This window comes from Polaribacter sp. Hel1_33_78, assembly GCF_900106075.1.
Lineage (GTDB): Bacteria > Bacteroidota > Bacteroidia > Flavobacteriales > Flavobacteriaceae > Polaribacter.
The window spans coordinates 1,560,991-1,585,258 of the sequence record NZ_LT629794.1 but is presented as its reverse complement, the minus strand read 5'-3'; the positions used below and the strand labels follow the sequence as shown (position 1 = coordinate 1,585,258).

At 31.1% G+C, this 24,268-nt stretch carries 18 protein-coding genes; 10 read left to right on the top strand and 8 right to left on the bottom strand.

Annotated elements, in window-relative coordinates:
- Positions 1–69 precede the first annotated feature (69 nt).
- The 5 genes from hutI to secA all read left to right on the top strand — a co-directional run bounded on the left by hutI (position 70) and on the right by secA (position 6,307).
- Positions 70–1,305, top strand: coding sequence for an imidazolonepropionase (gene hutI / locus BLT88_RS06695; RefSeq protein ID WP_091953820.1), 1,236 nt, complete (start codon positions 70–72; stop codon positions 1,303–1,305).
- Positions 1,305–1,799 carry a hypothetical protein gene (locus BLT88_RS06690; protein WP_036785938.1) on the top strand — a complete coding sequence of 165 codons (495 nt, stop codon included), beginning with the start codon at positions 1,305–1,307 and terminating at the stop codon, positions 1,797–1,799. Before hutI ends, BLT88_RS06690 begins: the two co-directional genes overlap by 1 nt.
- A gap of 57 nt (positions 1,800–1,856) precedes the next feature.
- A complete protein-coding gene (locus BLT88_RS06685; protein ID WP_091953819.1) occupies positions 1,857–2,432 on the top strand; it encodes a cob(I)yrinic acid a,c-diamide adenosyltransferase in 576 nt (191 codons plus the stop codon).
- A gap of 167 nt (positions 2,433–2,599) precedes the next feature.
- A complete protein-coding gene (locus tag BLT88_RS06680) occupies positions 2,600–2,821 on the top strand; it encodes a DUF2795 domain-containing protein (protein ID WP_036785931.1) in 222 nt (73 codons plus the stop codon).
- Between the two features lie 147 nt (positions 2,822–2,968).
- Positions 2,969–6,307, top strand: coding sequence for a preprotein translocase subunit SecA (gene secA / locus BLT88_RS06675; protein ID WP_091953817.1), 3,339 nt, complete (start codon positions 2,969–2,971; stop codon positions 6,305–6,307).
- A gap of 396 nt (positions 6,308–6,703) precedes the next feature.
- Here secA and BLT88_RS06665 read toward each other — a convergent pair whose 3' ends face one another.
- The 8 genes from BLT88_RS06665 to nadC form a co-directional block, all read right to left on the bottom strand.
- Entirely contained in the window at positions 6,704–11,458 is a 4,755-nt protein-coding gene (locus tag BLT88_RS06665) for a glycosyl hydrolase (protein ID WP_091953813.1), read from the bottom strand.
- A gap of 65 nt (positions 11,459–11,523) precedes the next feature.
- Positions 11,524–14,571: a T9SS type A sorting domain-containing protein gene (locus BLT88_RS06660; protein WP_091953811.1), complete on the bottom strand. Its 3,048-nt coding sequence runs from the start codon at positions 14,569–14,571 to the stop codon at positions 11,524–11,526.
- A 151-nt stretch (positions 14,572–14,722) separates the two neighbouring features.
- Entirely contained in the window at positions 14,723–15,391 is a 669-nt protein-coding gene (gene folE / locus BLT88_RS06655) for a GTP cyclohydrolase I FolE (RefSeq protein WP_231960107.1), read from the bottom strand.
- 108 nt (positions 15,392–15,499) lie between these two features.
- On the bottom strand, positions 15,500–16,867 hold the full coding sequence (gene hisS, locus BLT88_RS06650; RefSeq protein WP_091953808.1) for a histidine--tRNA ligase: 1,368 nt from the start codon (positions 16,865–16,867) through the stop codon (positions 15,500–15,502).
- Positions 16,868–17,067: 200 nt separating this feature from the next.
- On the bottom strand, positions 17,068–18,015 hold the full coding sequence (locus BLT88_RS06645; protein ID WP_036785908.1) for a YihY/virulence factor BrkB family protein: 948 nt from the start codon (positions 18,013–18,015) through the stop codon (positions 17,068–17,070).
- Between the two features lie 17 nt (positions 18,016–18,032).
- Entirely contained in the window at positions 18,033–18,518 is a 486-nt protein-coding gene (locus tag BLT88_RS06640; RefSeq protein ID WP_091953807.1) for a hypothetical protein, read from the bottom strand.
- Positions 18,515–19,087, bottom strand: a complete 573-nt coding sequence (locus tag BLT88_RS06635; protein WP_091953805.1) for a pentapeptide repeat-containing protein — start codon at positions 19,085–19,087, stop codon at positions 18,515–18,517. The genes BLT88_RS06640 and BLT88_RS06635 overlap by 4 nt, the downstream gene beginning before the upstream one ends.
- A gap of 22 nt (positions 19,088–19,109) precedes the next feature.
- Positions 19,110–19,967, bottom strand: a complete 858-nt coding sequence (gene nadC, locus BLT88_RS06630; RefSeq protein WP_091953804.1) for a carboxylating nicotinate-nucleotide diphosphorylase — start codon at positions 19,965–19,967, stop codon at positions 19,110–19,112.
- Positions 19,968–20,030: 63 nt separating this feature from the next.
- Between nadC and rlmH the strand changes: the two genes are divergently transcribed.
- The 5 genes from rlmH to BLT88_RS06605 all read left to right on the top strand — a co-directional run bounded on the left by rlmH (position 20,031) and on the right by BLT88_RS06605 (position 24,209).
- Positions 20,031–20,504 (top strand): 23S rRNA (pseudouridine(1915)-N(3))-methyltransferase RlmH, encoded by a 474-nt coding sequence (gene rlmH, locus BLT88_RS06625; RefSeq protein WP_091953802.1) that lies wholly within the window; start codon positions 20,031–20,033, stop codon positions 20,502–20,504.
- 56 nt (positions 20,505–20,560) lie between these two features.
- Positions 20,561–21,142, top strand: a complete 582-nt coding sequence (locus tag BLT88_RS06620) for a non-canonical purine NTP diphosphatase (protein WP_091953801.1) — start codon at positions 20,561–20,563, stop codon at positions 21,140–21,142.
- A 67-nt stretch (positions 21,143–21,209) separates the two neighbouring features.
- The gene (locus BLT88_RS06615; protein ID WP_091953799.1) at positions 21,210–22,238 is read left to right on the top strand and encodes an iron ABC transporter permease; all 1,029 of its coding nucleotides are present in this window, start codon (positions 21,210–21,212) and stop codon (positions 22,236–22,238) included.
- A gap of 47 nt (positions 22,239–22,285) precedes the next feature.
- Positions 22,286–23,083 (top strand): ABC transporter ATP-binding protein, encoded by a 798-nt coding sequence (locus BLT88_RS06610; protein WP_091953797.1) that lies wholly within the window; start codon positions 22,286–22,288, stop codon positions 23,081–23,083.
- Between the two features lie 70 nt (positions 23,084–23,153).
- Positions 23,154–24,209, top strand: coding sequence for a M28 family metallopeptidase (locus tag BLT88_RS06605; RefSeq protein ID WP_091953796.1), 1,056 nt, complete (start codon positions 23,154–23,156; stop codon positions 24,207–24,209).
- Positions 24,210–24,268 lie beyond the last annotated feature (59 nt).

The window sequence follows — 24,268 nt, the reverse complement described above, 5'->3', positions numbered from 1 at the left end:
AAACCGTTGCGAATTGCATCGGTTTTTTTATTTATTTACACATAGATAATGTATTATCTTTACTTTTCTATGAAAACACTTTTTGTAAATATAAAAGAACTCATTCAGGTTAGGGATACTGGTGTAAAAAAAGTATCCGGTAAAGCTATGAATAGTTTGCCTACTATTAAAAATGCTTTTTTATTAATTGAAAACGATAGGATCATAGATTTTGGTAAGATGGAACAATTACCAAACCGATCAGTTGCCAATACTATAGATTGTAAGGGTAAAATGATACTTCCAACTTGGTGCGATTCTCATACCCATATCGTATTTGCTGGCAATAGAGAGCAAGAATTTGTAGATAGAATTAACGGGTTGTCTTATGAGGAAATTGCCAATAATGGTGGAGGAATTTTAAACTCTGCCAAAAAATTACAAGAGACTTCTTTTGATGATTTATACACACAATCTGCAAAAAGATTAGAAGAGGTAATTGCCTTAGGCACTGGAGCTGTAGAAATAAAATCTGGTTACGGATTAACAATTGAAGCTGAATTAAAAATGTTACGAGTTATCAAAAAACTCAAAGAGCATTATAACATTCCTATCAAAGCCACCTTTTTAGGGGCTCATGCAGTTCCAACAGAATTTATAAATAACAAAGAAGGCTACATCAATTTAATTATTGAAGAGATGATCCCTAAAATAGTTGAAGAAAATTTAGCTGATTTTATAGATGTTTTTTGCGAGGTTGGCTATTTTTCTGTGGATGAGACAAACAAAATTTTATCTGCTGGAAAAAAACATGGCTTAATTCCGAAAGTGCATGTAAATCAGTTTAATGTTATTGGCGGAATTCAAGTTTCAACAAAACACAATGCACTTTCTGTAGACCATTTAGAAGTTTTAAATGATGACGATATTGCAAGTTTAAAAGCTTCTGAAACCATGCCGGTGGCACTTCCCTCCTGTTCTTTTTTCTTAGGCATTCCATATACTCCAGCAAGGAAAATAATAGATAGTGGTTTAGCATTAGCTATTGCAACTGACTATAACCCTGGATCAACACCTTCTGGAAACATGAATTTTGTGGTTGCTACTGCTTGTATAAAGATGAAAATGACACCTAAAGAAGCCATAAATGCAGCTACTATAAATGGAGCTTTTGCTATGAACTTAGAGAACACTCTAGGCTCTATTACAAAAGGAAAATTAGCTAATTTTATCATTACAAAAGAAATTCCTTCTTATGGTTTTTTACCTTACAGTTTTGGTTCTAATTTAATTGATGAAGTCTATATTAACGGAAATCTTAAATAATGTTTTTCAGAAAGATCTCCTACTTCAAATTTCTTTTAGAATCTACAAATCAACATGGAGTGCATTCTCCTTTTGTTTTTGATTTTGTTACAAAAGGATTGTATCATAAAAAGATAATCAATAATATTCCTGAAAAATATCCAGCATTAAAATCACTTACAAAAAAAGAAGAAAGGATTCTTTCAAAAATTATACACTATTTTAATATTAGCACCATCCATTTTGACCTTGTAAGTTTAAATAAAAACTTAAATAATAAATACAAATTACTATATATAAAACTCTCAAAAGAGTTAATATTAGATGAATTAAAAAAGTTAAACTCAAAACATTTTGTGGTTGTTCATGGAATTTATAAGGATAAAAAAACAAAATTAAAGTGGTTAGAAATCATCAAAAAAACAGAAGATATTGTAACTATTGATTTATTTTATTTCGGAATCATTTTTTTCAGAAAAGAACAAGCTAAAGAACATTTTAATATTAGAGTTTAACACTTTCTAAAAGATAAACTTTGTAACTTTGGTCTTTATATCGAGCAATTAAATAAAATGAAAATATATACAAAAACTGGAGATAAAGGAACTACTGCTTTATTCGGTGGAACAAGAGTTAAAAAATATAATTTACGTATTGAAAGCTATGGTACTGTAGATGAATTAAATTCTTACATTGGCTTGATAAAAGACCAAGAAATCAGCAGTTACATCAAAGAATCTTTATTAAAAGTTCAAAATGATTTATTCACTTTAGGCGCTATGTTGGCAACTCCTCCTGAAAAAGAGACTTTAAAATCAGGAAAAGAACGATTGAATATTCCTAAAATTGATAGTGATTCTATCTTGTTTTTAGAAAACGAAATAGATAAAATGGATGCATTGCTTCCACAAATGACCCATTTTATACTTCCTGGAGGCCATCAATCAGTGTCATTTTGTCATATTGCCAGATGTGTTTGCAGAAGAGCAGAACGATTATCTGTAGAATTAAACGACCAAGAAAATATACATAATGACATTATAAAATACTTAAACCGACTTTCTGACTTTCTTTTTGTGTTGGCACGAATGTTGTCTAAAGAGTTACTAGTAGAGGAAATCAAGTGGATTCCTAAAAAAAATAGTTAAGTTCTTTTTTTATCGATTTTGAAGTGAACTTTACTTTTATTTAAATTATAAATAACTGATTTATAGGTATTCATAAAAAAAAGTAATAACTTCAAAGTATATTTCTTAAAAAAGACTTGCATAACTGCGTAAAAAAATTATTTTTGCACAAAATTAAATATTAAGAAATGTATTGGACATTAGAATTAGCATCTTATTTAGCAGATGCACCTTGGCCAGCAACCAAAGATGAGTTAATAGATTATGCTATTAGAACTGGAGCTCCTTTAGAAGTAGTAGAAAATCTACAAGATATAGAGGATGAAGGTGATTCATATGACTCAATTATTGAAATTTGGCCAGATTATCCTACAGAAGATGATTATCTTTGGAACGAGGATGAATACTAAATAAAATAATCTAATATAAAAAGTCTCTAAAGAGGCTTTTTTTTTGTTTTCTTTTAGCCAAGAAAATAGCTTTTTTAAGATAGATAAAAACCTGATTCACAACTAAATAATATAGCTAAAAATGTAGCTAATAAAAACATATAAAGAATGAGTATTTTAAATTCGGTAATCAAACTTTTTGTAGGAGATAAACAACAAAAAGATTTAAAAATTTTACAACCAGTTGTTGAAGATGTTAAAAAGTTTGAAGCAGAAATTGCTCAACTTTCTCATGATGGTTTAAGAGCTAAAACACAAGAGTTTAAAGATAAAATTAAAGCTGCTACGAAAGAGTTTGATGATAAAATTGAGACCCTAGAAGAAGAAGCAAAAAATGCAAATATTGATAGACAAGAAGATATTTATGTAGAAATTGATTCTTTAAAAGATGAAGCTTACAAAATTTCTGAAGAAACTTTATTACAACTTATGCCAGAAGCTTTTGCAGTCATCAAAGAAACTGCAAAACGTTTTGTAGAAAATGAAGAAGTAGAGGTTACTGCTACTGCCTTTGATAGAGAATTATCTGCTGAAAGAGATCATATTTCTCTAGAAGATGATAAGGCTTTTTGGTCAAACTCTTGGGATGCTGCTGGTAAACCTGTTACTTGGGATATGGTTCATTATGATGTTCAATTAATTGGTGGCTCTGTTTTACATCAAGGTAAAATTGCAGAAATGATGACTGGTGAGGGAAAAACATTAGTGTCAACTTTACCTGTTTATTTAAATGCTTTAACCGGAAATGGAGTTCACGTAGTTACCGTAAACGATTATTTAGCAAAACGGGATAAAGCTTGGATGGGACCAATTTTTGAGTTTCACGGACTTTCTACAGACTGTGTAGATTATTACCAACCCAACTCTAACGAAAGAAGACAAGCGTATAATGCAGATATTACTTACGGAACAAATAACGAATTTGGATTTGATTATTTACGTGATAATATGGCCAGTTCTAAAGATGATTTAGTGCAAAGAGCCCCAAATTATGCCATTATTGATGAAGTAGATTCTGTTTTAATTGATGATGCTAGAACTCCGTTAATTATTTCGGGCCCAGTACCACAAGGAGATAGACATGAATTTAATGATCTAAAACCACTAGTGGCCGATTTAGTTTCTTTACAAAAACAACATCTAGTTAGTGTTTTAGCAGAAGCTAAAAAATTAATTGCTGATGGTAACACCAAAGATGGTGGATTCTCATTGTTAAGAGTTTACAGAGGTTTGCCAAAAAATAAAGCCTTAATTAAATTTTTATCACAAGAAGGGATTAAACAAATTTTACAAAAAACAGAAAATTATTACATGGCAGACAACAATAAGTTGATGCCAGAAATTGATGAAGATTTATGGTTTGTTGTTGAAGAAAAAAATAATCAAATTGATTTAACGGATAAAGGAATAGCGCACTTATCAAAAAAGACTCAAAATGACAACTTCTTTGTATTACCAGATATTGGTGTAAAGATTGGTGAAATTGATACTGCAGAGACTACTTCTGAAGAAAAGGTTTCTCAAAAAGAAGAATTATATAAAGATTTTAGTATCAAAAGTGAACGTATTCATACAATGAATCAACTGTTAAAAGCATACACTGTTTTTGAGAAAGATGTTGAATATGTTGTGATGGAAAATAAAGTAATGATTGTTGATGAACAAACTGGACGTATCATGGATGGTCGTCGTTATTCAGATGGATTACATCAAGCAATTGAAGCCAAAGAAAATGTAAAAATTGAGGATGCTACTCAAACTTTTGCAACGGTAACATTACAGAATTACTTTAGAATGTACAGAAAACTGTCTGGAATGACAGGAACAGCAATTACAGAAGCTGGTGAATTATGGGAAATCTACAAATTAGATGTAGTGGAAATACCTACAAACAAACCGATTCAAAGGGATGATCAAGAAGATCTAGTTTATAAAACTGCTCGTGAAAAATACAATGCAGTTATTGAAGATATTGTAAAATTAGTTGAGCAAAAACGACCAGTTTTGGTAGGAACAACTTCTGTTGAAATATCAGAACTATTAGGAAGAATGTTACAGATGCGTAAAATTCCTCATAATATTTTAAATGCAAAATTACACAAGCGTGAAGCTGATGTTGTTGCAGAAGCTGGTAAACCTGGTATTGTGACTATTGCTACAAACATGGCTGGACGTGGAACAGATATTAAACTTTCTGAAGAGGTAAAAGTATCTGGTGGTTTAGCAATTATTGGTACGGAAAGACATGATTCTAGACGTGTGGATAGACAGCTAAGAGGACGTGCAGGAAGACAAGGTGATGTTGGGTCAACACAATTTTATGTTGCTCTAGATGACAATTTAATGCGTTTATTTGGTTCTGATAGAATTGCCAAAATGATGGATAGAATGGGTTTAAAGGAAGGTGAAGTAATTCAGCATTCTATGATTACTAAATCTATTGAAAGAGCACAAAAGAAAGTAGAGGAAAATAACTTCGGAATCAGAAAACGTTTATTAGAATATGACGATATTATGAACGCTCAACGTGAGTTTGTTTATAAAAGAAGACGCAATGCATTGGATGGAAAACGTTTGCAAGTGGATATTGCAAATATGATTTATGATACTTGTGAATCGATTATTAATAGTAATAAAGCAGTTAAAGATTTTCAGAATTTCGAGTTTGAATTGATTAAGTTTTCTTCAATGACTTCGCCTTTTTCTGAAGAGGACTTCGAGAAACTTTCTGAGAAGGAATTGGCTGATCAATTATATGAAATAGTTTCTAAACACTACAAAAGTAAAATTGAAAGAAATGCTATTTTGGCTTTTCCTGTTATTAAAGGTGTGTTTGAGAATGAAGGAGATAGGTATGAAAGAATTGTAGTTCCTTTCACAGATGGAATTAAATCTTTACAAGTTGTTACGAACTTAAAAGAAGCGTATGAAAGTGAAGGAAAAAGCTTAATAACAGATTTCGAAAAAAATATTACGTTAGCAATTATTGATGAAAACTGGAAAGATCATCTACGTAAAATGGATGAGTTAAAGCATTCAGTGCAGAATGCATCTTATGAGCAGAAAGATCCTTTATTAATCTACAAGTTTGAGGCATTTGAATTATTCAAGAAAACAGTAGATGAAATTAATAAAGAAGTATTGTCTTTCTTATTCAAAGGAGAATTACCTTCTCAAGATACAAACCAAATTTCTGAGGCACGTCAGCAAAAAAGAGAACGTTTAAATACAAGTAAAGCAGATGTTCAAAACTCTACTGAGCAAGCTATTCAAAATTCTCGTCAGCAATCTGAACCTGTTGAAACTGTTGTTCGTGAACAACCAAAAATTGGTAGAAATGAACGTGTTACTATTAAAAATGTAATGAGTGGTGAAGAAAAAGAAGTAAAATACAAACAAGCGATTCCTTTACTAGAAAAAGGTGAATTTGTTTTAGTTAATAAATAATTAGTGCCAAAAGTTCTCGAAATAAGTTTCTTTAAAAAAGAAATTATCTCGAACTAACGATAAGTAATAAATCCGTTTAGAAAATTTCTAAACGGATTTTGTATTTTAGAAAACAAGGATGGATAACCCTATTTTAAATCCTTTTGGGAAAACACTTTCAATTTTTCTTGGTACCTGGTTTGGTACTGCTTTTTTACTCATTTTATCAAGTGCTCATCTTTTTATGAAAACACTATTTCAGAAGAAATATATAATGACCAAAAATATGATTATTGGGACTCCAACCACCTTTTTAATTCAAGTAAAGAATTATCTTAAAAATAAAAAAAATTAACACCAATAAAAAAACCGTTTAAAAATTAATTATAAACGGTTCTTTACATTTTACTTCTAGGATTATTCTTTGATAAATTTTGTTGTAAAACTTCCTTCAATAGATGAAATTTTTATCAAATACAATCCGCTGGATAATTCTTCAATATTCAATTTTTCTTGATTTCTATTGAACTCTAGTTCCTTTTTTCCGACTACTGAATAAATTTCAACTTTAATTATTGTCTTAATTGGTGAAACAATACGCAGCACATTTTTAACCGGATTAGGATATAAATGAACAGCTTGTGTCCACTTATTATTTTCAACATTTAAAGCACAATTATTTCCAACCGTATATGATAAATATTTAGTTACCGCTAGACCTCCGGCAAAAGCAAATTTACAAGCATAGCTGATAGTTTGTCCGTTCGTTAAACCAGTAATTGTTTTGGAAAACTTTTTCCCAGAAACGGCATTCATGGTAGTTTCCGAAAATGGTGACTCTTCCCATAAATAAGCACCAACATCAGATTTATCTGTATCTAATAACTCAAATGTAATTGTAACATCTGTGCCATTGGTTTCAAATTCATAATTATAGCCTATTGAAAAAGACCCCTGAGTTGCATCACTATCAGTTCCAATACATTGAGAATTAGAACTCCCCAGGGTTGTTGCTTGCAAGTTTAATGGATTATTTAAAGCGATGTTCCCAGACAAATCTTTTGCCGAAATAGCGAAAGAATACAATGTTTCTGGCGTCAAACTATTTACAATATAAGCTTTTTGAACCCCTGAATCTCCGCTTATTGATTCTGAGGAACTGCCGTAAGAAATATCATAAATTACCTTACCTGAACCGTCTGAAGCCTTTAATAATAATTCAACACTATTAGCAGTTATGTTTCCAAGAGAAGCTGTAAAATTTTCTGGAGCCGTTACATCAGAGGCACTGCCTGAACAATTATCTCCTACTACATAATTAAAATATTTTGTAGCGGCTAAACCTCCTGCATAAGCAAATTTACAAGCATAACTTAATGTTTCTCCTGTTGTAAAACCACTAATGGTCTTAGAAAAAGTTAAATCACCAACCTCTGCTAATTGAGTTTCAGAGAAAGGAGATTGCTTCCATAAATACGCAATAACCCCCGCTTTGTTATTATCTAACAATTTAAATGTAATTGTTACGCTTGAACCCACAGTCTCAAAAGTCACCTCATACCCTTGTGAAAAACTTCCCTGCTGCGCTTCAGTAGAAGTTTCAGAGCATAATTTTTCTTCAGAAACGGTAATATTTACTGCTGCAGATGTTGTTTTAGCAGCCATATTATCAGTGGCTACCGCAGTAATTTCATGATTTCCAATAGCGGCAGTAGGCCAAACTAAACTAAAAGGAGCAGTTGTATCTTCTCCTATTTTTTGAGAGCCATCAAAAAACTCTACTATTATAATACTGCCATCTAAATCGGTAGCAATTGTTGTTATATTGATATCCTGCCCTTCTTTAAAAGAAGATTCATTGCTTGGTGAAGTTATCGAAATTGAAGGGCTTAGATTCCCTTCTGCAGAAACAAGAATTAAAACCTCATCAAAATCGGTGTAAGTACCATCACTAACAGTTAATTTTAACTTATACACGCCATCTTCTAAATTAGAAATATTTGGGGATGCAATTGTGGTATTATCAAAATTTATAATTGAGGGGCCGTATATCTGTTCCCATTTATAGGTAATAGTTTCGCCTTCTAGGTCATAACTTGAGGAACCATCTAAAATTCCTGTTGAATTTGGCAATATTACAGAAACATTTGTGCCTGCATCAGCAACTGGAGGTACGAATGGTAATGATTCTTTATAGCTAAAAGTCATTTTACCTAAATTAAATTCTCCACTTTCAATAAATAAGCGCAGCACATGCTCACCTTTTGTTAATGCAATATTAGAAGCACTATTTGTTGTCCAATTTTCCCAGTCGTTAGAATTTGGAACTGAAATACTTGGACTTACTTTCTTTCCTTCTATTTCAAAATAGAATGGGCCTCCTCCATTAGAATTACCAGAGGCAGCTCTATAACTTAGGTCATAAAGACCAGCTGTTTCAACATTAACCGTGTACTCCATCCATTCACCAGCACCAGTCCAACCGACTGTTGCGCCTTCTCCATTTACGGAAATAGCATCCACATTTTCTCCAGTTCTAAAATCTCCATTATTTCCAATAGAGTTATCTATATATGATATGTTTTGTCCTATTCCTCCTTCAAATTTATCGTAAAAACCAGCTTCAATAGTACCTGGAATTGAAATAGCACTTCCTGAATAAGGAATCTGCTCACCCACTTGAACGTTTATAATATTTGAGACATTAAACTGATTATCAACATAAATTTTAGCATAAAAACCGTGAACACCCAATGTTAAATCTGCAGCTTTTATAGCAAAAGGTGCAGCTGTATCTTCTGCAATTAAATTTTCACCGTCATAAAAGGCTACTTTAGTAATACCATTTCCAGAGGTGGTTACAGATAAATTTACACTACCGTTAGGAAAAGCTTGGTCGAAGTCTGAGGACAAAACTCCACTTGCATCAACATCTCTATTTGTTCTCATTTGATTTGCGGGAACCGTCAATTGAAAACCATCAGAAAATGAAACAGTAATTTCGGAATCTGAATAATTGTGTGCCACATATGTATTTTCTCCGTTTTGATTAAAAACCAAAGCAATAGGATAATTTGCCGTAATTGAGGCATCTACTACACCCATAGCATTAACACCGTGCAACCAATGATACGTTTGAGCATCAGAAATACCAAACTTTAAATTTCTTTCTGGATATGCATTATATAAATCAACTGCGGCTTGAGGATTTGTAAATGATAAATATTTCCAGTAGGTATCATGCCATAAATTATCATTATCCTCTTTACTTAAAACACCTGTATTTGATGCAATTTCTGTCCAAAGCTTTTTAGAATATTCTTGATTGTGTCCTAAATAAAAAGAACCTCCATGAATGGGATACATTTCTATACCATAAGCTGCAGCTATATCTGCCGTCCAAAATGTTCCATTATCATAAGAATTTCCCCAAACTCTTGACACCAAACTGTATTGCTGATTTGCTTGAAAATTCCGTTCATAAACGTCAAACCAATATTCTTCTATGGCCGTTTGTTCTGTCGTATAAATATAAATTCCCAAATCTCTTATACTATTATTTTCTGTGATAGTTCCCCAATGAATTAATGAAGAGGCAAATTGCATACTTTCTGAAGTAGATTCTTGATCATTTCCTTGTGGAAAAGTTGCAAATCCATTTGCCCAACTATGACCTGCATAAGGACTAAAATTTCTTAAAAATGGAAATTGTGTATCATTTCTATCGATTGAAGCTGCATCTCTGATTAGAATATTAATCATGTCTCCCCACTTTGTAGACCACCCCGGCTCAAATTGCTCCATAAAAGCGGCAGCATGAATAAAATATCCCCAATGAAAATGGTGATCATTAATATTATTATCTTGTCCATGACCTGCAGGATAGCCTAACAATGCAGACCAATTAGTATTATAATAAAATAAGAAAGCTACCTCTCCTGACTCATAAGTTAACCAATCTTCTAATCTTTCTTTTACTGTAGCGATCATTTTATTTCTTGCTGCAATATCACCTGTTTGATCTGCTATTCTTGCGGTTTGAATTAGTCTATTCATTACTTGTCCTTCATTATAAGAATCTGTCCAAGTTGCTAAACCATCATTCTCTATTTGAGAAATTTTAGCATCTAAATCAGATGGACTAAAACCTGCGCTATAATTTGCCAGGTAAGGAATTGTCGGTAAAATACCTTTATAGGTATTTTCTACAGTAAAAGTATTACCATCTAGCATGTTTAACGCTCCTCTTACAGAACTATATGCATATGTATTAGGTGTTGGTGAATTAGAACTTAAATTATTCCACTGATGAGGCAATAATCCTAGCAGCATATTAGAATTCGTACCTTCTTTTATATCTGTATCTACGGAGAATGTAGTTGTTACTTTTGCATTATTTTCATCATAACTCCAAGATGTTGAACTTTTTGAAGGAAATATATACGCATATTTCTTAAAGTCTTGAGCTACAACACTTACATTACTTGTATTTTGTGGTAACATTGCCATAGACCAATAATCTTTACCATTTAAGATCGAAGTATAAATTTTTCCGGATTGTGACCAAGTGCTTCCAAAAGGCGCATAAAAAACAAAATCTGCGCCACTTGTTGCATTTTCTATAATTAAAATTTCGTTTGAAATACTAGCTGATCCTGAATTTACTTTAATTTCTACGATATCATCCGCATCTTTTTCAAAATATAAAAAAGGCATTCCAATTCCTGAAGTAGCTTTTAACTCGTGGTTTGAATCCTTCCAATTCATAGAGACAGTCCAGTCTGAATAATCTGAAACCGAAGCTTTACTGGTATTTAAACCTGTAATACCTACCTCTATTGGAGCTGAATCTCCGATGACACCAAATGGGATGTATGTAACAATTAAACCCGTATTAGTAGTTTTCATAGTCATGGGATAATTAAATAAATTATCTGCATGATTTTCTTTAACCAATTTAGACCACCAATCGTTGGTAGGAACTGGTTTACCAATAGCATTTCCGCTTAATTGAGGTGATCCTGATGGAAAACCATTTCTACCCGCGGCATCTGCCCCTGGATGTGAATTGGTATAGCTAGCGCTACCAACTTGAGTTGTTTGCGCTAAAAAGGAAAAAGCATAAAATAATACTACAAAAATAAAAACTATTTTTCTAACTATTTGATTCATAAATGTTATGTTTTTAATTTAATTTTCTTGAAATAAAATTAGTATTATACGTTTAATTAAGTAATCTACTTTTTAATAAGCTTAATGAGCTTAACACTATATAATGTTTTTATTTGAGCAAAATAAAGTCCACTTTTTAAATTAGATCCATCTATAACAGCTGTGATTTTATTAGGTATTGATGAAAACACATTTTTACCTTGCAAGTCAAATACTTTAATAGATGTAATATTCCCAATATCAGTTTTTATTGTCCAACTATTCTGAGAAGGATTAGGAAAAGCTTTAAAGTTTAAAATTTCAACATCATCTGTTCCGAGTGATGATGCTTTCCAGAAATATATATTGTCTACATAAATATCATTTGAAAAACCATTACCTCCAATGAATTTTAAATGAACAGCTTTTGTAATATCGGCTGTTATACCTGCAACAGGGATATCTATGCTTTGCCATTCACCATCTCCGTTTTGTATTTTATGAGGAATTTCTGTACCTGAACTTAGGACAGCTATACTCGGAATTACTCCATTTACAGTCCATATATCTAAGTGTAAAAATTCCATAGAAGTTAAATCTTGAACAGAATTAAATTCTATACCTTGATAACTAAAATTTGTGTATGCAAGTACTGCATTTCCAGAGCCTGTAGGTTGAAAATCTGCTTTTGCGGAATTAAAACCACTTTGTTGCCAATCTGGATTATAATTTGCACCAGATATATTGTTGTAAGCATCACTATAAACAGAAATTACATCCAAAGCATTTCGAACTAGTGGGGTTGGTGCATTTATATTTGGTGCTCCAATATAAAAAGATACTTTATACGTTTTTGTAGCAGAACCATCTTGCGATGTTACTACAACAGTTGCATCACCAGGAATTGAAGAAGCTTGTGAAATTACTTTTGAAGCGGAAGCATCTGCTGTTGCTGCCAACGTAATTTGAGGTACTTGCGTTGTTCCTCCAGGTAAAGCCATCAAATAAGATTCTGAATTTGGTTTAAATCCTGAAACTGAACTACCATTTACGTTTAACGCACTTAAAGTTGCATCTTTTCCAGCTGCTGTTGGACTTTTATAAAAATATATATTATCTACATAAATAGCACTGGGTGAACCATCACCTCCATTAAACATTAAATGAACAGCTCTTGTAATATCACCTGTAATACCCGCAACTGGGATATCTATACTTTGCCATTTACCATCTCCATTTGAAATTGAATGAGGAATTTCTGTTCCGGAGCTTAAAACTGCAACAGTTGGTTGTACCTCTTTCACAGTCCACATATCTATATGTAAAAACTCCATACCTGTTAAATCTTGAACCGAATTCAATTCTATTCCTTGATAATTAAAATTTGTATAAGACAAAACGGCATTTCCTGAACCAGTAGGTTGAAAATTAGTATTTGCAGAAATAAAACCTGTTTGTTGCCAATCTGGATTGTAATTTGCACCAGTTATATTATTGTAAGCATCACTAAAGACTGAAATTACATCTAAAGAATTACGAACAGGTGGGATTGGTGCATTAATATGTGGTGCTCCAATAAAAAAGGAAACTTTATAAGTTTTAGAAGTTGAACCATCTTGCGATGTTACTAAAATCGTAGCATCACCAGGAATAGAAGGTGCTTGTGTAATTACTTTAGAAGCTGCTGTATCTGCAGTTGTTGCTAAAGTAACTTGAGGTATTTGAGTTGTACCTCCAGGTAATGCCATTAAATATGCTTCGGAGTTTGGTGAAAATCCAGTAACTGAAGTTCCATTTACTTTTAACGCACTAAGAGTAGCATCCTTTCCATTAGCCGTAGGTCTTTTATAAAAATATATGTTATCAACATAAATTTCAGTAGTAAAACCATTACCTCCAGTAAATTTTAATTGAATTGCTCTAGTAATATTTCCAGTAATACCACCTATTGGAATATCTATGCTTTGCCATTTACCATCTCCATTTGGCATTGAATGAGGAATTTCTGCTCCTGAACTAATAACGGTTATGCTTGGGGCTACGCCATTTACAGTCCAAATATCTAGGTGTAAAAACTCCATAGAAGTTAAATCTTGAACTGAATTAAATTCTATTCCTTGATAATTAAAGTTAGTGTATGCAAGCACTGCATTTCCAGAACCTGAAGGTTGAAAATTAGAATTTGCTGTATTAAAACCATTTTGTTGCCAATATGGATTGTAATTTGCACCAGTTATATTTTCATAAGAATCACTAAAAATTGAAATGACATCCAAAGTTTCACGATCTGGTGGCGTTGGTGCATTTGTGTTTGGTGCTCCAATATGGAAAGATACATTATACGTTTTAGTAGTTGAACCATCTTGTGATGTTACTATAACACTAGCTTCATCAGGAATAGAAGATGCCTGTGCAATTACTATTGAAGCTGAGGCATCTGTTGTTGTTGCCAAAGTAATTTGGGGCACCTGAGTTGTTCCTCCTGGTAAAGCCATCAAATAAGATTCAGTATTAGGAGAAAAATCTGCAACTGAAGTTCCATTTACTTCTAAAGCACTTAAAGTAGCATCTTTTCCTTCTTCTGTTGCATTTTTATAAAAATATATATTATCAATATATATATCCATAGTAACTCCATTACCACCCGTAAATTTTAATTGAATTGCTTTTGAAATATCACCTGTAATACCAACAACAGGTACTTCAAGACTTTGCCACTCACCATCTTTATTTGAAAGTGTATGAGGAATTTCTGCTCCTGAACTTATAACCGTTATACTAGGAATTACTCCGTTTACAGTCCAAATATCTAAATGTAAATATTCCATAGAAGTTAAATCTTGAACTGAATTAAATTCTATTCCTTGATAATTAAAGTTTGTATAAGCCAAAACTGAATTTCCAGAACCCGTTGGTTGAAAATCAGTATCTGCTGTGGTAAGACCACTTTGTTGCCAATCTGGATTGTAATTTGCTCCAGTTATATTATCATAGGAATCACTAAAGATAGAAATAACGTCTAAAGTTTCACGATCTATTGGTATTGGTGCGTTTGATGTTGGTGCTTGTGAAAATAAAGAAAAGCTTGAAATAAAAAAATAAGTAAAAATTAAGTATTTAAAAAGTTTATTCATGAAGTTAGTTTTTTAGAAGTTACAAACCTAATTTCTTTATACCATAAACCACACAGTTCCACCTATACAAAAACACAACAAATTCTTATAATCTAAAAAAACTGTATATTAAAAATATACAGTTTTCATATTTATACTTTTTTAGAAAAAATCAATCAAAACTTGTATTCATTTTTAGATAATCTAAAAATTCTCTTTTCGTATTTTTTTCTTTAAACTTCCCTCCAAATTCTGCAGTGACCGTAGAACTTTCTATGTCTTTAATTCCTCTAGAATTTACACACAAATGTTTTGCATCTATAATGCAAGCAACATCTTGCGTTCCTAAAGCTTCTTGCATCGCCTGAACCACCTGCATTGTTAAACGTTCTTGGACTTGCGGTCTTTTTGAAAAATACTCTACAATTCTATTCATCTTAGAAAGACCAATTACTTTCCCATCAGAAATATAGGCAACATGTGCTCTACCGATTATTGGTAATAAATGATGTTCGCAAGTAGAATACACTACTATATTCTTCTCTACCAACATTTCACCATAATTGTAATTATTGTCGAATGTTGATGGCTTTGGCATATTTTTAGGATTTAACCCCATAAAAATTTCATTTACAAAAGCTTTTGCTACTCTTTTAGGAGTCCCTTGTAAACTGTCATCTGTTAAATCCATTCCTAAAGTGTTTAAAATATCTTTTACACTTTCTTGAATCCTTTCTATTTTTTCTTCGTCAGAAATATTAAAAGCGTCTGCTCTCAATGGAGTTTTGGCTGATGTACCTATATGGTTCTCTCCTATTTCTTCAATTCTTTCTTCATTCATCTTGCTGTTCAATTCAAACATTTCAATCTTAATTAGGATGCAAATTTAAGCGTTTACAACGTATTATTTCAGTTTAATAATAAATTATAACTATCAAACTATAATTTTTTATGCTTTCAACATATTTATCATTTCGGATAAAGAGCAATTTATTTGCTTTGCTGAATTCATATTTTTTAAAGTAAAAACATCATTTTCTACTTTAGAAACTACGAATTCAATTTCTCTATTAGTTATGTACTTCCATTGTCGTTTTTGCTGTTTATTACTTTCACCTAAATCAGGATAATACTCAGATTTTATAGCATGTTCTCTCAAGCTTTTAATTGCTTTCATTTTAACAGCATCTGTAGCCGAATCAAAATTTAGAAAAATAACTTTCGGTTTTGGTAAAGCAACCTCCTTAAACAAGCTTAATTCTTCTAAAACCAAATAAATTCTATCCAATCCAAAAGAAATTCCTACTCCAGAAACATCTTTTAAACCAAAGATACCTGTTAAATCATCATATCTTCCACCACCCCCAATAGAACCCATTTTTACCGATTCTGGAGCAGCGACCTCAAAAATTGCTCCGGTGTAATAGTTTAAACCTCTTGCCAATGTTACATCTATTGCTAATGTTGAAGACTCTAAACCTAATTCATCAATAGCGTTAATTACAAATCGTAACTCTTCTACTCCACTACTTCCTTCCTTTGATGTTTGTAACATATTTTCTAAAGAAGCTAACTTGTCTGCATTAGAACCAGAAAAATCAAATAATGGTGTTAATTTTCCGATGGCTTCTTCTGTTATTCCTTTTGCTAACAATTCTTTAATGACTCCTTCGCTACCGATTTTATCTAACTTATCTAAAGCGACGGTAAAATCGATTAATTTATCTTGCGCGCCAATAACTTCTGCAATACCAGAAAGTATTTTTCTATTATTCATTTTGATGGTTGTCCCTTCCAAACCTAATTTGGTGAAAACGGTATCGTATAATTGAATAAATTCGACTTCTTGCCATAAAGATTTACTGCCAACAACATCTGCATCACATTGAAAAAACTCTCTAAAACGTCCTTTTTGTGGTCTATCTGCTCTCCAAACGGGTTGCACTTGATACCGTTTAAAAGGAAATGTAATTTCATTTTGGTGTTGCACAACATACCTTGCAAAAGGAACTGTTAAGTCGTAACGCAATGCTTTTTCAGAAATTTGAGAAGTTAATTTTAAGCTATTTTTTTCTTCTAACAACTTCTTATCTGCCTTTGCTAAAAAATCCCCAGAATTTAAAATTTTAAAAATAAGTCTATCACCTTCCTCACCATATTTACCCATTAAAGTTGATGAATTTTCAAAACTAGGAGTTTCAATCGGTTGAAATCCGAATACTTCAAAAGCGGTTTTAATCGTATTCATGATATACGATCTATTGGCTACCTCTGTAGGCGAAAAATCTCTAGTTCCTTTTGGGATGCTTGGTTTCATTTTTAGTGTTTTCTTTTATTACTTTTTTATATTCCCACCTCTGGTAAACTTAAACAAAAACTCATTTTATTGATAACTCTATTAAAGAGAAATAAGACTCTTCATCATTTATATTAGGAAATGGCAAACTACACAACGAGCTAATTTTTCATTAAAGTAAAATTCCAAAATTCGCTGCGCGGACAAATATCGTGAAAAAGTTATAAATTTTTAAGTGTTGTATCCTTTTTATTTCTGCGCCTTAAACTATATAAAGAAGCATTTAATTCGAACCCTAACAAAAGTATAATGGCATTTAACCAAACAAATAACATCAATATTAAAAGTGTACCAATAGATCCGTATAATTGATTGTATTGGGCAAATTTAACTACGTAAATTCCAAATAAATAAAAAGTGCACAATGATAGTAATGTTGTAAGTATTGCACCCGCAGAAAAAAACTTAATTTCTTTCCCTTGCTTTGTTCCATATCTAAAAAGTAGTGAAACAATCGTAAAAATCATGATTAAAAACAAAATACCTCTACCATAATAAAACAAGTTCAAATCGTCTGTATGTAACCATCCTGTTTCATCTATTTTAGTCAATGCTACTTGATACAAAATGACTAGAGTAATGGTAATTATTAAAAAAAGTGACGTCAATAAAGAAACCCCTAAAGAGATAAAATAGGTTCTAAAAACATTTCGTATTTCTTTTACATGATAAGAATATTCAAATCCACCAAAGATTGCATTGACACCATTTGTCATTAAAAATATAGACACTATAAAACCAAAAGATAACAAGCCTCCATATTGATTATTAATAATATCGCCGATTACAAAATTAACAGCTTCGAAAGTTTGAGGTGGCAAAATATCTTTAATAAAAGAAAATAATCCATCTTGAAAGCCTTCAATTGGTATGTATGGTATTAAGGTTAGTATGAACAGCATAAAAGGAAAAATGGCCATAAAAAAACTAAATGCAATACCTCCTGCTCTTGTGGTTAAAGCACCTTCAACAATTCCAATAATATACATCTCTAGAACATCATACAAAGACATCCCTTCTAAACCTGGTACTTTTATTTTCTTCCCAAATTTTACAAAGACTTTTACAATGGGTACTTTTTCTAATTTGTCTTCTATTTCTTTTGTCATTAATTTCTTTTCAAAAATTAGAAATCCTTAATATTTATTTTATTCAAATTTAGAAATAACTCTTTAAAAATTAACTCTTTTGTGTTTAATGCAATAGAATCTTTCAAAAAAAGATAATCTCCACCAAAAGTTATACTTGATAAAAGACCATATTTAGTATTAAAAAACAAAGTTCTAGTATGGCCTTTAATTTCTTTATTTTGATGTAGTTGAAATGCTAACCTTTTAGCCTTGTATACTTTTTCTGTTGCTAAAAATGTATCAAAATCTGATATCAAAAAATTTCCCTCTAAATTATATTTTAAATCTAAATTCAGGAGAGAATCTATTTGATTTCTGTATTCAAAAATAATAAACCCTTCTTTTTCAGCACTATTTAAAGTGAATTTTGCAACGCTGTCCGTCTGCAATGAATGGCTGTAAATAGGAATATTCTTTTCCATTTTATCACAGGAAATAAATGAAAAAATTAATAATAACGAAAAGAAAACTACCTTTTTCATTCAATAATAATTTTATAATCCGATAGCAATCCATAAAGATTTTCTCTGCTAAACTTTGCCTGTTTTAAATGATTCTTCTCTGGATTAATATTAAAATTAAACGCTGTTCTAAAATCTGAGTTGTCTAAATTCGTATCCTCAAAAATAGCGCCTTTTAAATCTGTATTGTCAAATAAACAACTCGTTGCAATGGTTTCTGTAAAATCTACCTCTTGCAAATTACAATTAGTGAATGTTGTTTTTGATATTTTTAATTGATAAAAAGATGAAAAATTTAACTGACAATCTTTGAATGACATTTGCAATAAAAACAAATTTACTTCATTAAATTTTAGACCAATCATCTTACAATTGATAAAATCTACATCCTTAAAAGCAGTATCCTTAACGATAGTATTACTAAAATTACAATCTATAAATTCACATTCTACAAACTGAATATTAGAAGCGTGAATTCCCTCAAAATTACAATTTAGAAATGTACAATTATCATATTCTCCTTTCTTGATTTTGGTTTTAGTAAAATCAATTTTTGAATATTCTTCGCTATCAAAATAATTATCTGTCATATCATTTTATGCATTTAAAACTCTAAAAAGCTTTTAGACTTAAATCTAAATTATAGACCGAATGCGTTAATGCGCCGGATGAAATAAAGTCGACACCACAATCAGCATACCTTCTAATTGTGTTCTCGTTAATTCCGCCAGAAGATTCTGTTAAACAAGTATTACCAATTAAAGCAACCGCTTTTCTAGTATCTGCATAATTAAAGTTATCAATTAAAATTCTATAAACACCTTCATTTGAAAGAATCTCTTTAATTTCTTGTAAACTTCTTGCTTCCACAATTATCTTAATATCTAGTTGTTTAGCTGCTAAATATTTCTTTGTTTTTGTAATTGCAGCTGTAATTCCACCAGCAAAATCAATGTGATTATCTTTAATCATTATCATATCATACAATGCAAATCTGTGATTTTCTCCTCCTCCAATTTTTACAGCCCATTTTTCTAAAGCTCTAATACCTGGGGTAGTTTTTCTTGTATCTAGCACTTTTGTCTTTGTTCCTTTTAATAAATCCGCAAAAGAAGCAGTTTTTGTAGCAATGGCGCTCATTCTTTGCATCGCATTTAACACCAATCTTTCTGCCATTAAAATTGATTGAGATTTTCCAGAAACATGAAAAACAATATCTCCATATTTTACTTTTTCTCCATCATTTATAAAAGTTTCTACATGTAAGTCTGCATCAACATAATTAAAAACTTGTTTCGCAAATTCAACACCCGCAATAATTCCTTCGTCTTTTACCAACAATTTTGCTTTTCCTACAGCATCAGCAGGAATGCATGAAAGAGATGTGTGATCTCCATCTCCAATATCTTCTCTAATTGCATTTGCAATAATGATTTTTAACTCTTTTTCAAATTGTTCTTTTGATATCATTTCGTAAACTTTATTCTAGTGTAAAAATAGTAATTCATAATTCATAATTCGTAATTTTACGAAATGAAAATTAAATTACTCGCCATTGGTAAAACTGATAATAAAAATTTAATTCAGTTAATTGATGAATATCAAAACCGACTAAAACATTATATAAAGTTTGAGTTAGAGATCATTCAAGATATTAAAAATGTGAAGAATTTAAGTGAGCATCAACAAAAAGAAAAAGAGGGGGAATTGATTTTAGCTAAACTACAAAACACAGATTGCTTAGTTTTACTAGATGATAAAGGAAAACACTATACCTCTGTTGAGTTTTCTAAATATTTACAAAAGAAAATGAATGCTGGTATCAAACAATTAGTTTTGGTAATTGGCGGACCATATGGATTCTCTGAAGCCGTTTATAAAAAGTCAACTGGAAAAATATCATTATCCAAAATGACTTTTTCTCACCAAATGATTCGTCTTTTTATTGTTGAACAATTGTACAGAGGATTTTCAATTTTACGGAATGAACCTTATCATCATGAATAAAAGAGCTGATTTAAATATTATGCTATTCTGATTAGAAAAATGATTATTTTCGCTAAATGAAATTAGTTTTTGCTACCAATAATCCGAATAAAGTTGCCGAAGTTCAAAAAATGCTTTCTAATACAATCGAATTGCTTTCTTTAAAAGACATTAATTGTTTTGATGAAATTGAAGAAACTGAATCTACTTTAGAGGGAAATGCAAAATTAAAAGCAGCTTATATCACTCAGAAATTCAAATACAATTGTTTTGCTGATGACACAGGTTTAGAGGTAGAAAGTTTAAATGGTAAACCTGGAGTTTATTCAGCCAGATTTGCAGGAGAACCTAGCAATTCTGAAAATAATATGGAAAAATTATTATCAGTTTTAAAAGACCTAGAAAACAGAAAAGCACAATTTAGAACATCAATTTGCTTAAATTTAGACGGAAAAAAGTTCCTTTTTGAAGGGGTTTGTAAAGGAGAAATTTTAAAAGAAAAACAAGGGGGAAAAGGTTTTGGTTACGATCCAATCTTTAAACCTGAAGGTTTTAATAAATCTTTTGCAGAAATGACATCACAAGAAAAAAATAAGATTTCTCATAGAGGAATTGCAATGCAAAAGTTAGTGTCTTTTTTGGATAAAAATTATTCATAAGTTTATCTTTTTAAACTCATCATAAACATAATAAAGGTTTCAAACATTCTTAACCTGATAATCATAAATGAAACAAATAAGCTATACAAAACACTTTATTTTCCTCTCACTTTTGCTGATAATTTTGTTTTTTGTAAATATTAGTTTGGGTTCTGTTTCAATTCCTTTTAGCGAAATCTTTACTACTTTAATTGGTGGAACGCCACCCAAAGAAAGTTGGGAAACTATCATTCTAAATTTTAGGTTACCGAAGGCAATTACAGCAATTTTAGTTGGTTCTGGTTTGTCTATTTGTGGTTTGTTAATGCAAACGCTCTTTAGAAACCCTTTGGCAGGACCATTTGTTTTAGGTATTTCTTCTGGTGCAAGTTTAGGAGTTGCCATTTTAATTTTAGGTTCATCTGTTTTTGGAGGCTGTTTATTATCCTCTTCACTTTCCAATTGGTCTTTACCAATTGCGGCAAGTTTAGGTGCGTTTTTAGTATTATCAGCTGTAATTATTGCTGCAAATAAAGTTAGAAATACCATGTCAATTTTAATTATTGGATTAATGTTTGGTAGTTTAACATCAGCTGTTATTAGTGTTTTAGCCTATTTTTCTGAAGCTAATCAAATTCAGCAATATTTATTTTGGAGTTTTGGTAGTTTAGGCAACTTAACTTGGAATGAGTTACTTGTTTTTAGTCTCATTTATTTTGTAGGAATTATAGGAGCAATCACTGTTATTAAGCCTTTAAATAGTTTTTTACTAGGTGAAAATTATGCAATGAGTTTAGGTATTAATATAAAAAAAAGTAGAAATATTATTTTACTCATAACCAGTTTATTAACAGGAGTTATTACTGCTTTTTCAGGCCCTATTGCATTTGTTGGTTTAGCCGTACCACACATCGCAAGAATGTTGTTTTCAAGCTCAAACCATAAAATATTAATTCCATCAACAGCTATTATTGGAGCAATCGTTTTATTAATTTGCGATTCAATTGCACAATTACCAACAAGCGAATTTACGCTTCCGATAAATGCAATTACGTCCTTATTTGGCGCTCCTATTGTTATTTGGTTATTAATCAGAAAAAAGACAATATTTGTTTAAAGAAATATTTAATTTAAAAAATGATTGAATATTATAATAGTTAATTCGTGAAAACCCAATCTAAAAATAAAGTACTTACAACTGAAAACCTATCCATTGGTTATCGAACTAAGAAAGCACATCATATTGTAGCTTCTGATATTGATTTATCCATTGAAAAAGGAAAATTAGTTACAGTTTTAGGTAAAAATGGAATTGGAAAATCTACTTTATTAAGAACCATTGCCAAAGTTCAAAAACCTTTAAACGGTAATGTTTTTATCAATAATAAGAACTTAGAAACATATGCGTATCAAGAACTAGCAACCGCTTTGAGCATGGTTTTAACTGAAAGGCTTCCCGAAAGTCAATTAACCGTGTTTGAACTCGTTGCTCTTGGCAGGCAACCTTATACAAATTGGATTGATAAATTATCCGATATTGATTTGGAAAAAGTAAATTGGGCTCTTGATGAAACAGAAATTCATCATTTAAAACACAAACGTTTTTACGAATTAAGTGATGGTCAGCTGCAAAGAGTTTTAATTGCAAGAGCTTTGGCACAAGACACTGAAATTATTATTTTGGATGAACCAACGGCGCATTTAGATTTACATCATACGATTAAAATTTTTTCTTTGTTAAAAAAATTGACAGAAAAAACTTCAAAGACCATTATTATGTCTTCTCATGAAGTAAATTTATCAATAAAATTTGCAGATGAAATCATTTTATTCACAGACGCTAAAATTTACACAGGAACTCCAAACGAATTAATAAATAACAATTCTTTCGACAACTTATTTCCTAGTGAAATTATTAATTTTAACAGGAATTTAAAGCAGTTTATCATAAACAAAAAGTAATTTTGAGTAACCTTCAACTTTTTAGTACTTTTGGTATAACATTAAATTAATTTAAATAATTTTTTAATCGATGAAAAAAATATTTTTTATAGCTAGTATATTCGTATTTACAGCTTGTGGTTCTGGTAAAGATGCTTCAAATAGCGAAGCTTCAAATGTAGATCAAGCTTTAAAATATGCTGCTTCAATTACTGCAAAAGATTTAGGAACGCATTTGTTTATTTATGCTTCAGATGAATTTGAAGGAAGAAATACAGGTGAACTTGGCCAGAAGAAAGCAGTAGAATATTTAAAAAAATTTTATGTAAAACAAGGAATTGCTCCCGCCATAGGTAGTGATGATTATTTTCAGGGAGTACCTGCAGATTTTTTAAACAAACGTATAAGAAAAACACCTTTAAAAGATTCTGAGAACGTTGTTGCTTTTATTAAAGGTAGAGAAAAACCAGATGAAATTGTGGTTATCTCTGCGCATTTAGATCATGAAGGAATAAAAAATGGAGAAATTTATAATGGTGCAGATGATGATGGTTCAGGAACTGTTGCTATTTTAGAAATTGCTGAAGCTTTTCAAATGGCCGCTAAAGCAGGAAAAGGTCCAAAACGTTCAGTTTTATTTTTACATGTTACAGGTGAAGAAAAAGGATTGTTAGGTTCTAAATATTATACTGAAAACCCTTTGTATCCTTTAGCAAATACTGTTTGTGATTTAAATATTGATATGGTTGGAAGAATTGATGATAGACATAAAGAAGACCCAAATTATGTGTATTTAATAGGTTCTGATAAGTTAAGTACAGAATTACATACTTTATCTGAAGAAATAAATAAAAAATACACCAACATTAATATAGATTATAAATATAATGATGAAAATGATCCTAATCGGTTTTACTACAGATCAGATCATTATAACTTTGCAAAACACAACATTCCAATTATTTTCTATTTTAACGGCACACATGCTGATTATCACAGACCAAGTGATACTCCGGACAAAATTAACTACGAATTGTTAGAAAACAGAACCCGCTTGGTTTTTCATACAGCTTGGGAAGTTGCTAACAGAGAAACAAGGATTACTGCAGATAAAGTAGAAGTTAAAAAAGAAGAAACTAGTAAATAAAAAATATCTAAAATAGATATCTATTAACTAAGCAATTTAATTGCTTAGTTAATAGAATG

Coding starts and splice junctions, on each gene's coding strand:
- BLT88_RS06680 (WP_036785931.1), top strand. CDS start 2,600: ATGTATTGGACATTAGAATTAGCATCTTATTTAGCAGATGCACCTTGG.
- rlmH (WP_091953802.1), top strand. CDS start 20,031: ATGAAAATTAAATTACTCGCCATTGGTAAAACTGATAATAAAAATTTA.
- BLT88_RS06645 (WP_036785908.1), bottom strand. CDS start 18,015: ATGACAAAAGAAATAGAAGACAAATTAGAAAAAGTACCCATTGTAAAA.
- BLT88_RS06660 (WP_091953811.1), bottom strand. CDS start 14,571: ATGAATAAACTTTTTAAATACTTAATTTTTACTTATTTTTTTATTTCA.
- hisS (WP_091953808.1), bottom strand. CDS start 16,867: ATGAAACCAAGCATCCCAAAAGGAACTAGAGATTTTTCGCCTACAGAG.
- nadC (WP_091953804.1), bottom strand. CDS start 19,967: ATGATATCAAAAGAACAATTTGAAAAAGAGTTAAAAATCATTATTGCA.
- folE (WP_231960107.1), bottom strand. CDS start 15,391: ATGAATGAAGAAAGAATTGAAGAAATAGGAGAGAACCATATAGGTACA.
- BLT88_RS06620 (WP_091953801.1), top strand. CDS start 20,561: ATGAAATTAGTTTTTGCTACCAATAATCCGAATAAAGTTGCCGAAGTT.
- secA (WP_091953817.1), top strand. CDS start 2,969: ATGAGTATTTTAAATTCGGTAATCAAACTTTTTGTAGGAGATAAACAA.
- BLT88_RS06690 (WP_036785938.1), top strand. CDS start 1,305: ATGTTTTTCAGAAAGATCTCCTACTTCAAATTTCTTTTAGAATCTACA.
- BLT88_RS06635 (WP_091953805.1), bottom strand. CDS start 19,087: ATGACAGATAATTATTTTGATAGCGAAGAATATTCAAAAATTGATTTT.
- BLT88_RS06665 (WP_091953813.1), bottom strand. CDS start 11,458: ATGAATCAAATAGTTAGAAAAATAGTTTTTATTTTTGTAGTATTATTT.
- BLT88_RS06605 (WP_091953796.1), top strand. CDS start 23,154: ATGAAAAAAATATTTTTTATAGCTAGTATATTCGTATTTACAGCTTGT.
- BLT88_RS06615 (WP_091953799.1), top strand. CDS start 21,210: ATGAAACAAATAAGCTATACAAAACACTTTATTTTCCTCTCACTTTTG.
- hutI (WP_091953820.1), top strand. CDS start 70: ATGAAAACACTTTTTGTAAATATAAAAGAACTCATTCAGGTTAGGGAT.
- BLT88_RS06685 (WP_091953819.1), top strand. CDS start 1,857: ATGAAAATATATACAAAAACTGGAGATAAAGGAACTACTGCTTTATTC.
- BLT88_RS06640 (WP_091953807.1), bottom strand. CDS start 18,518: ATGAAAAAGGTAGTTTTCTTTTCGTTATTATTAATTTTTTCATTTATT.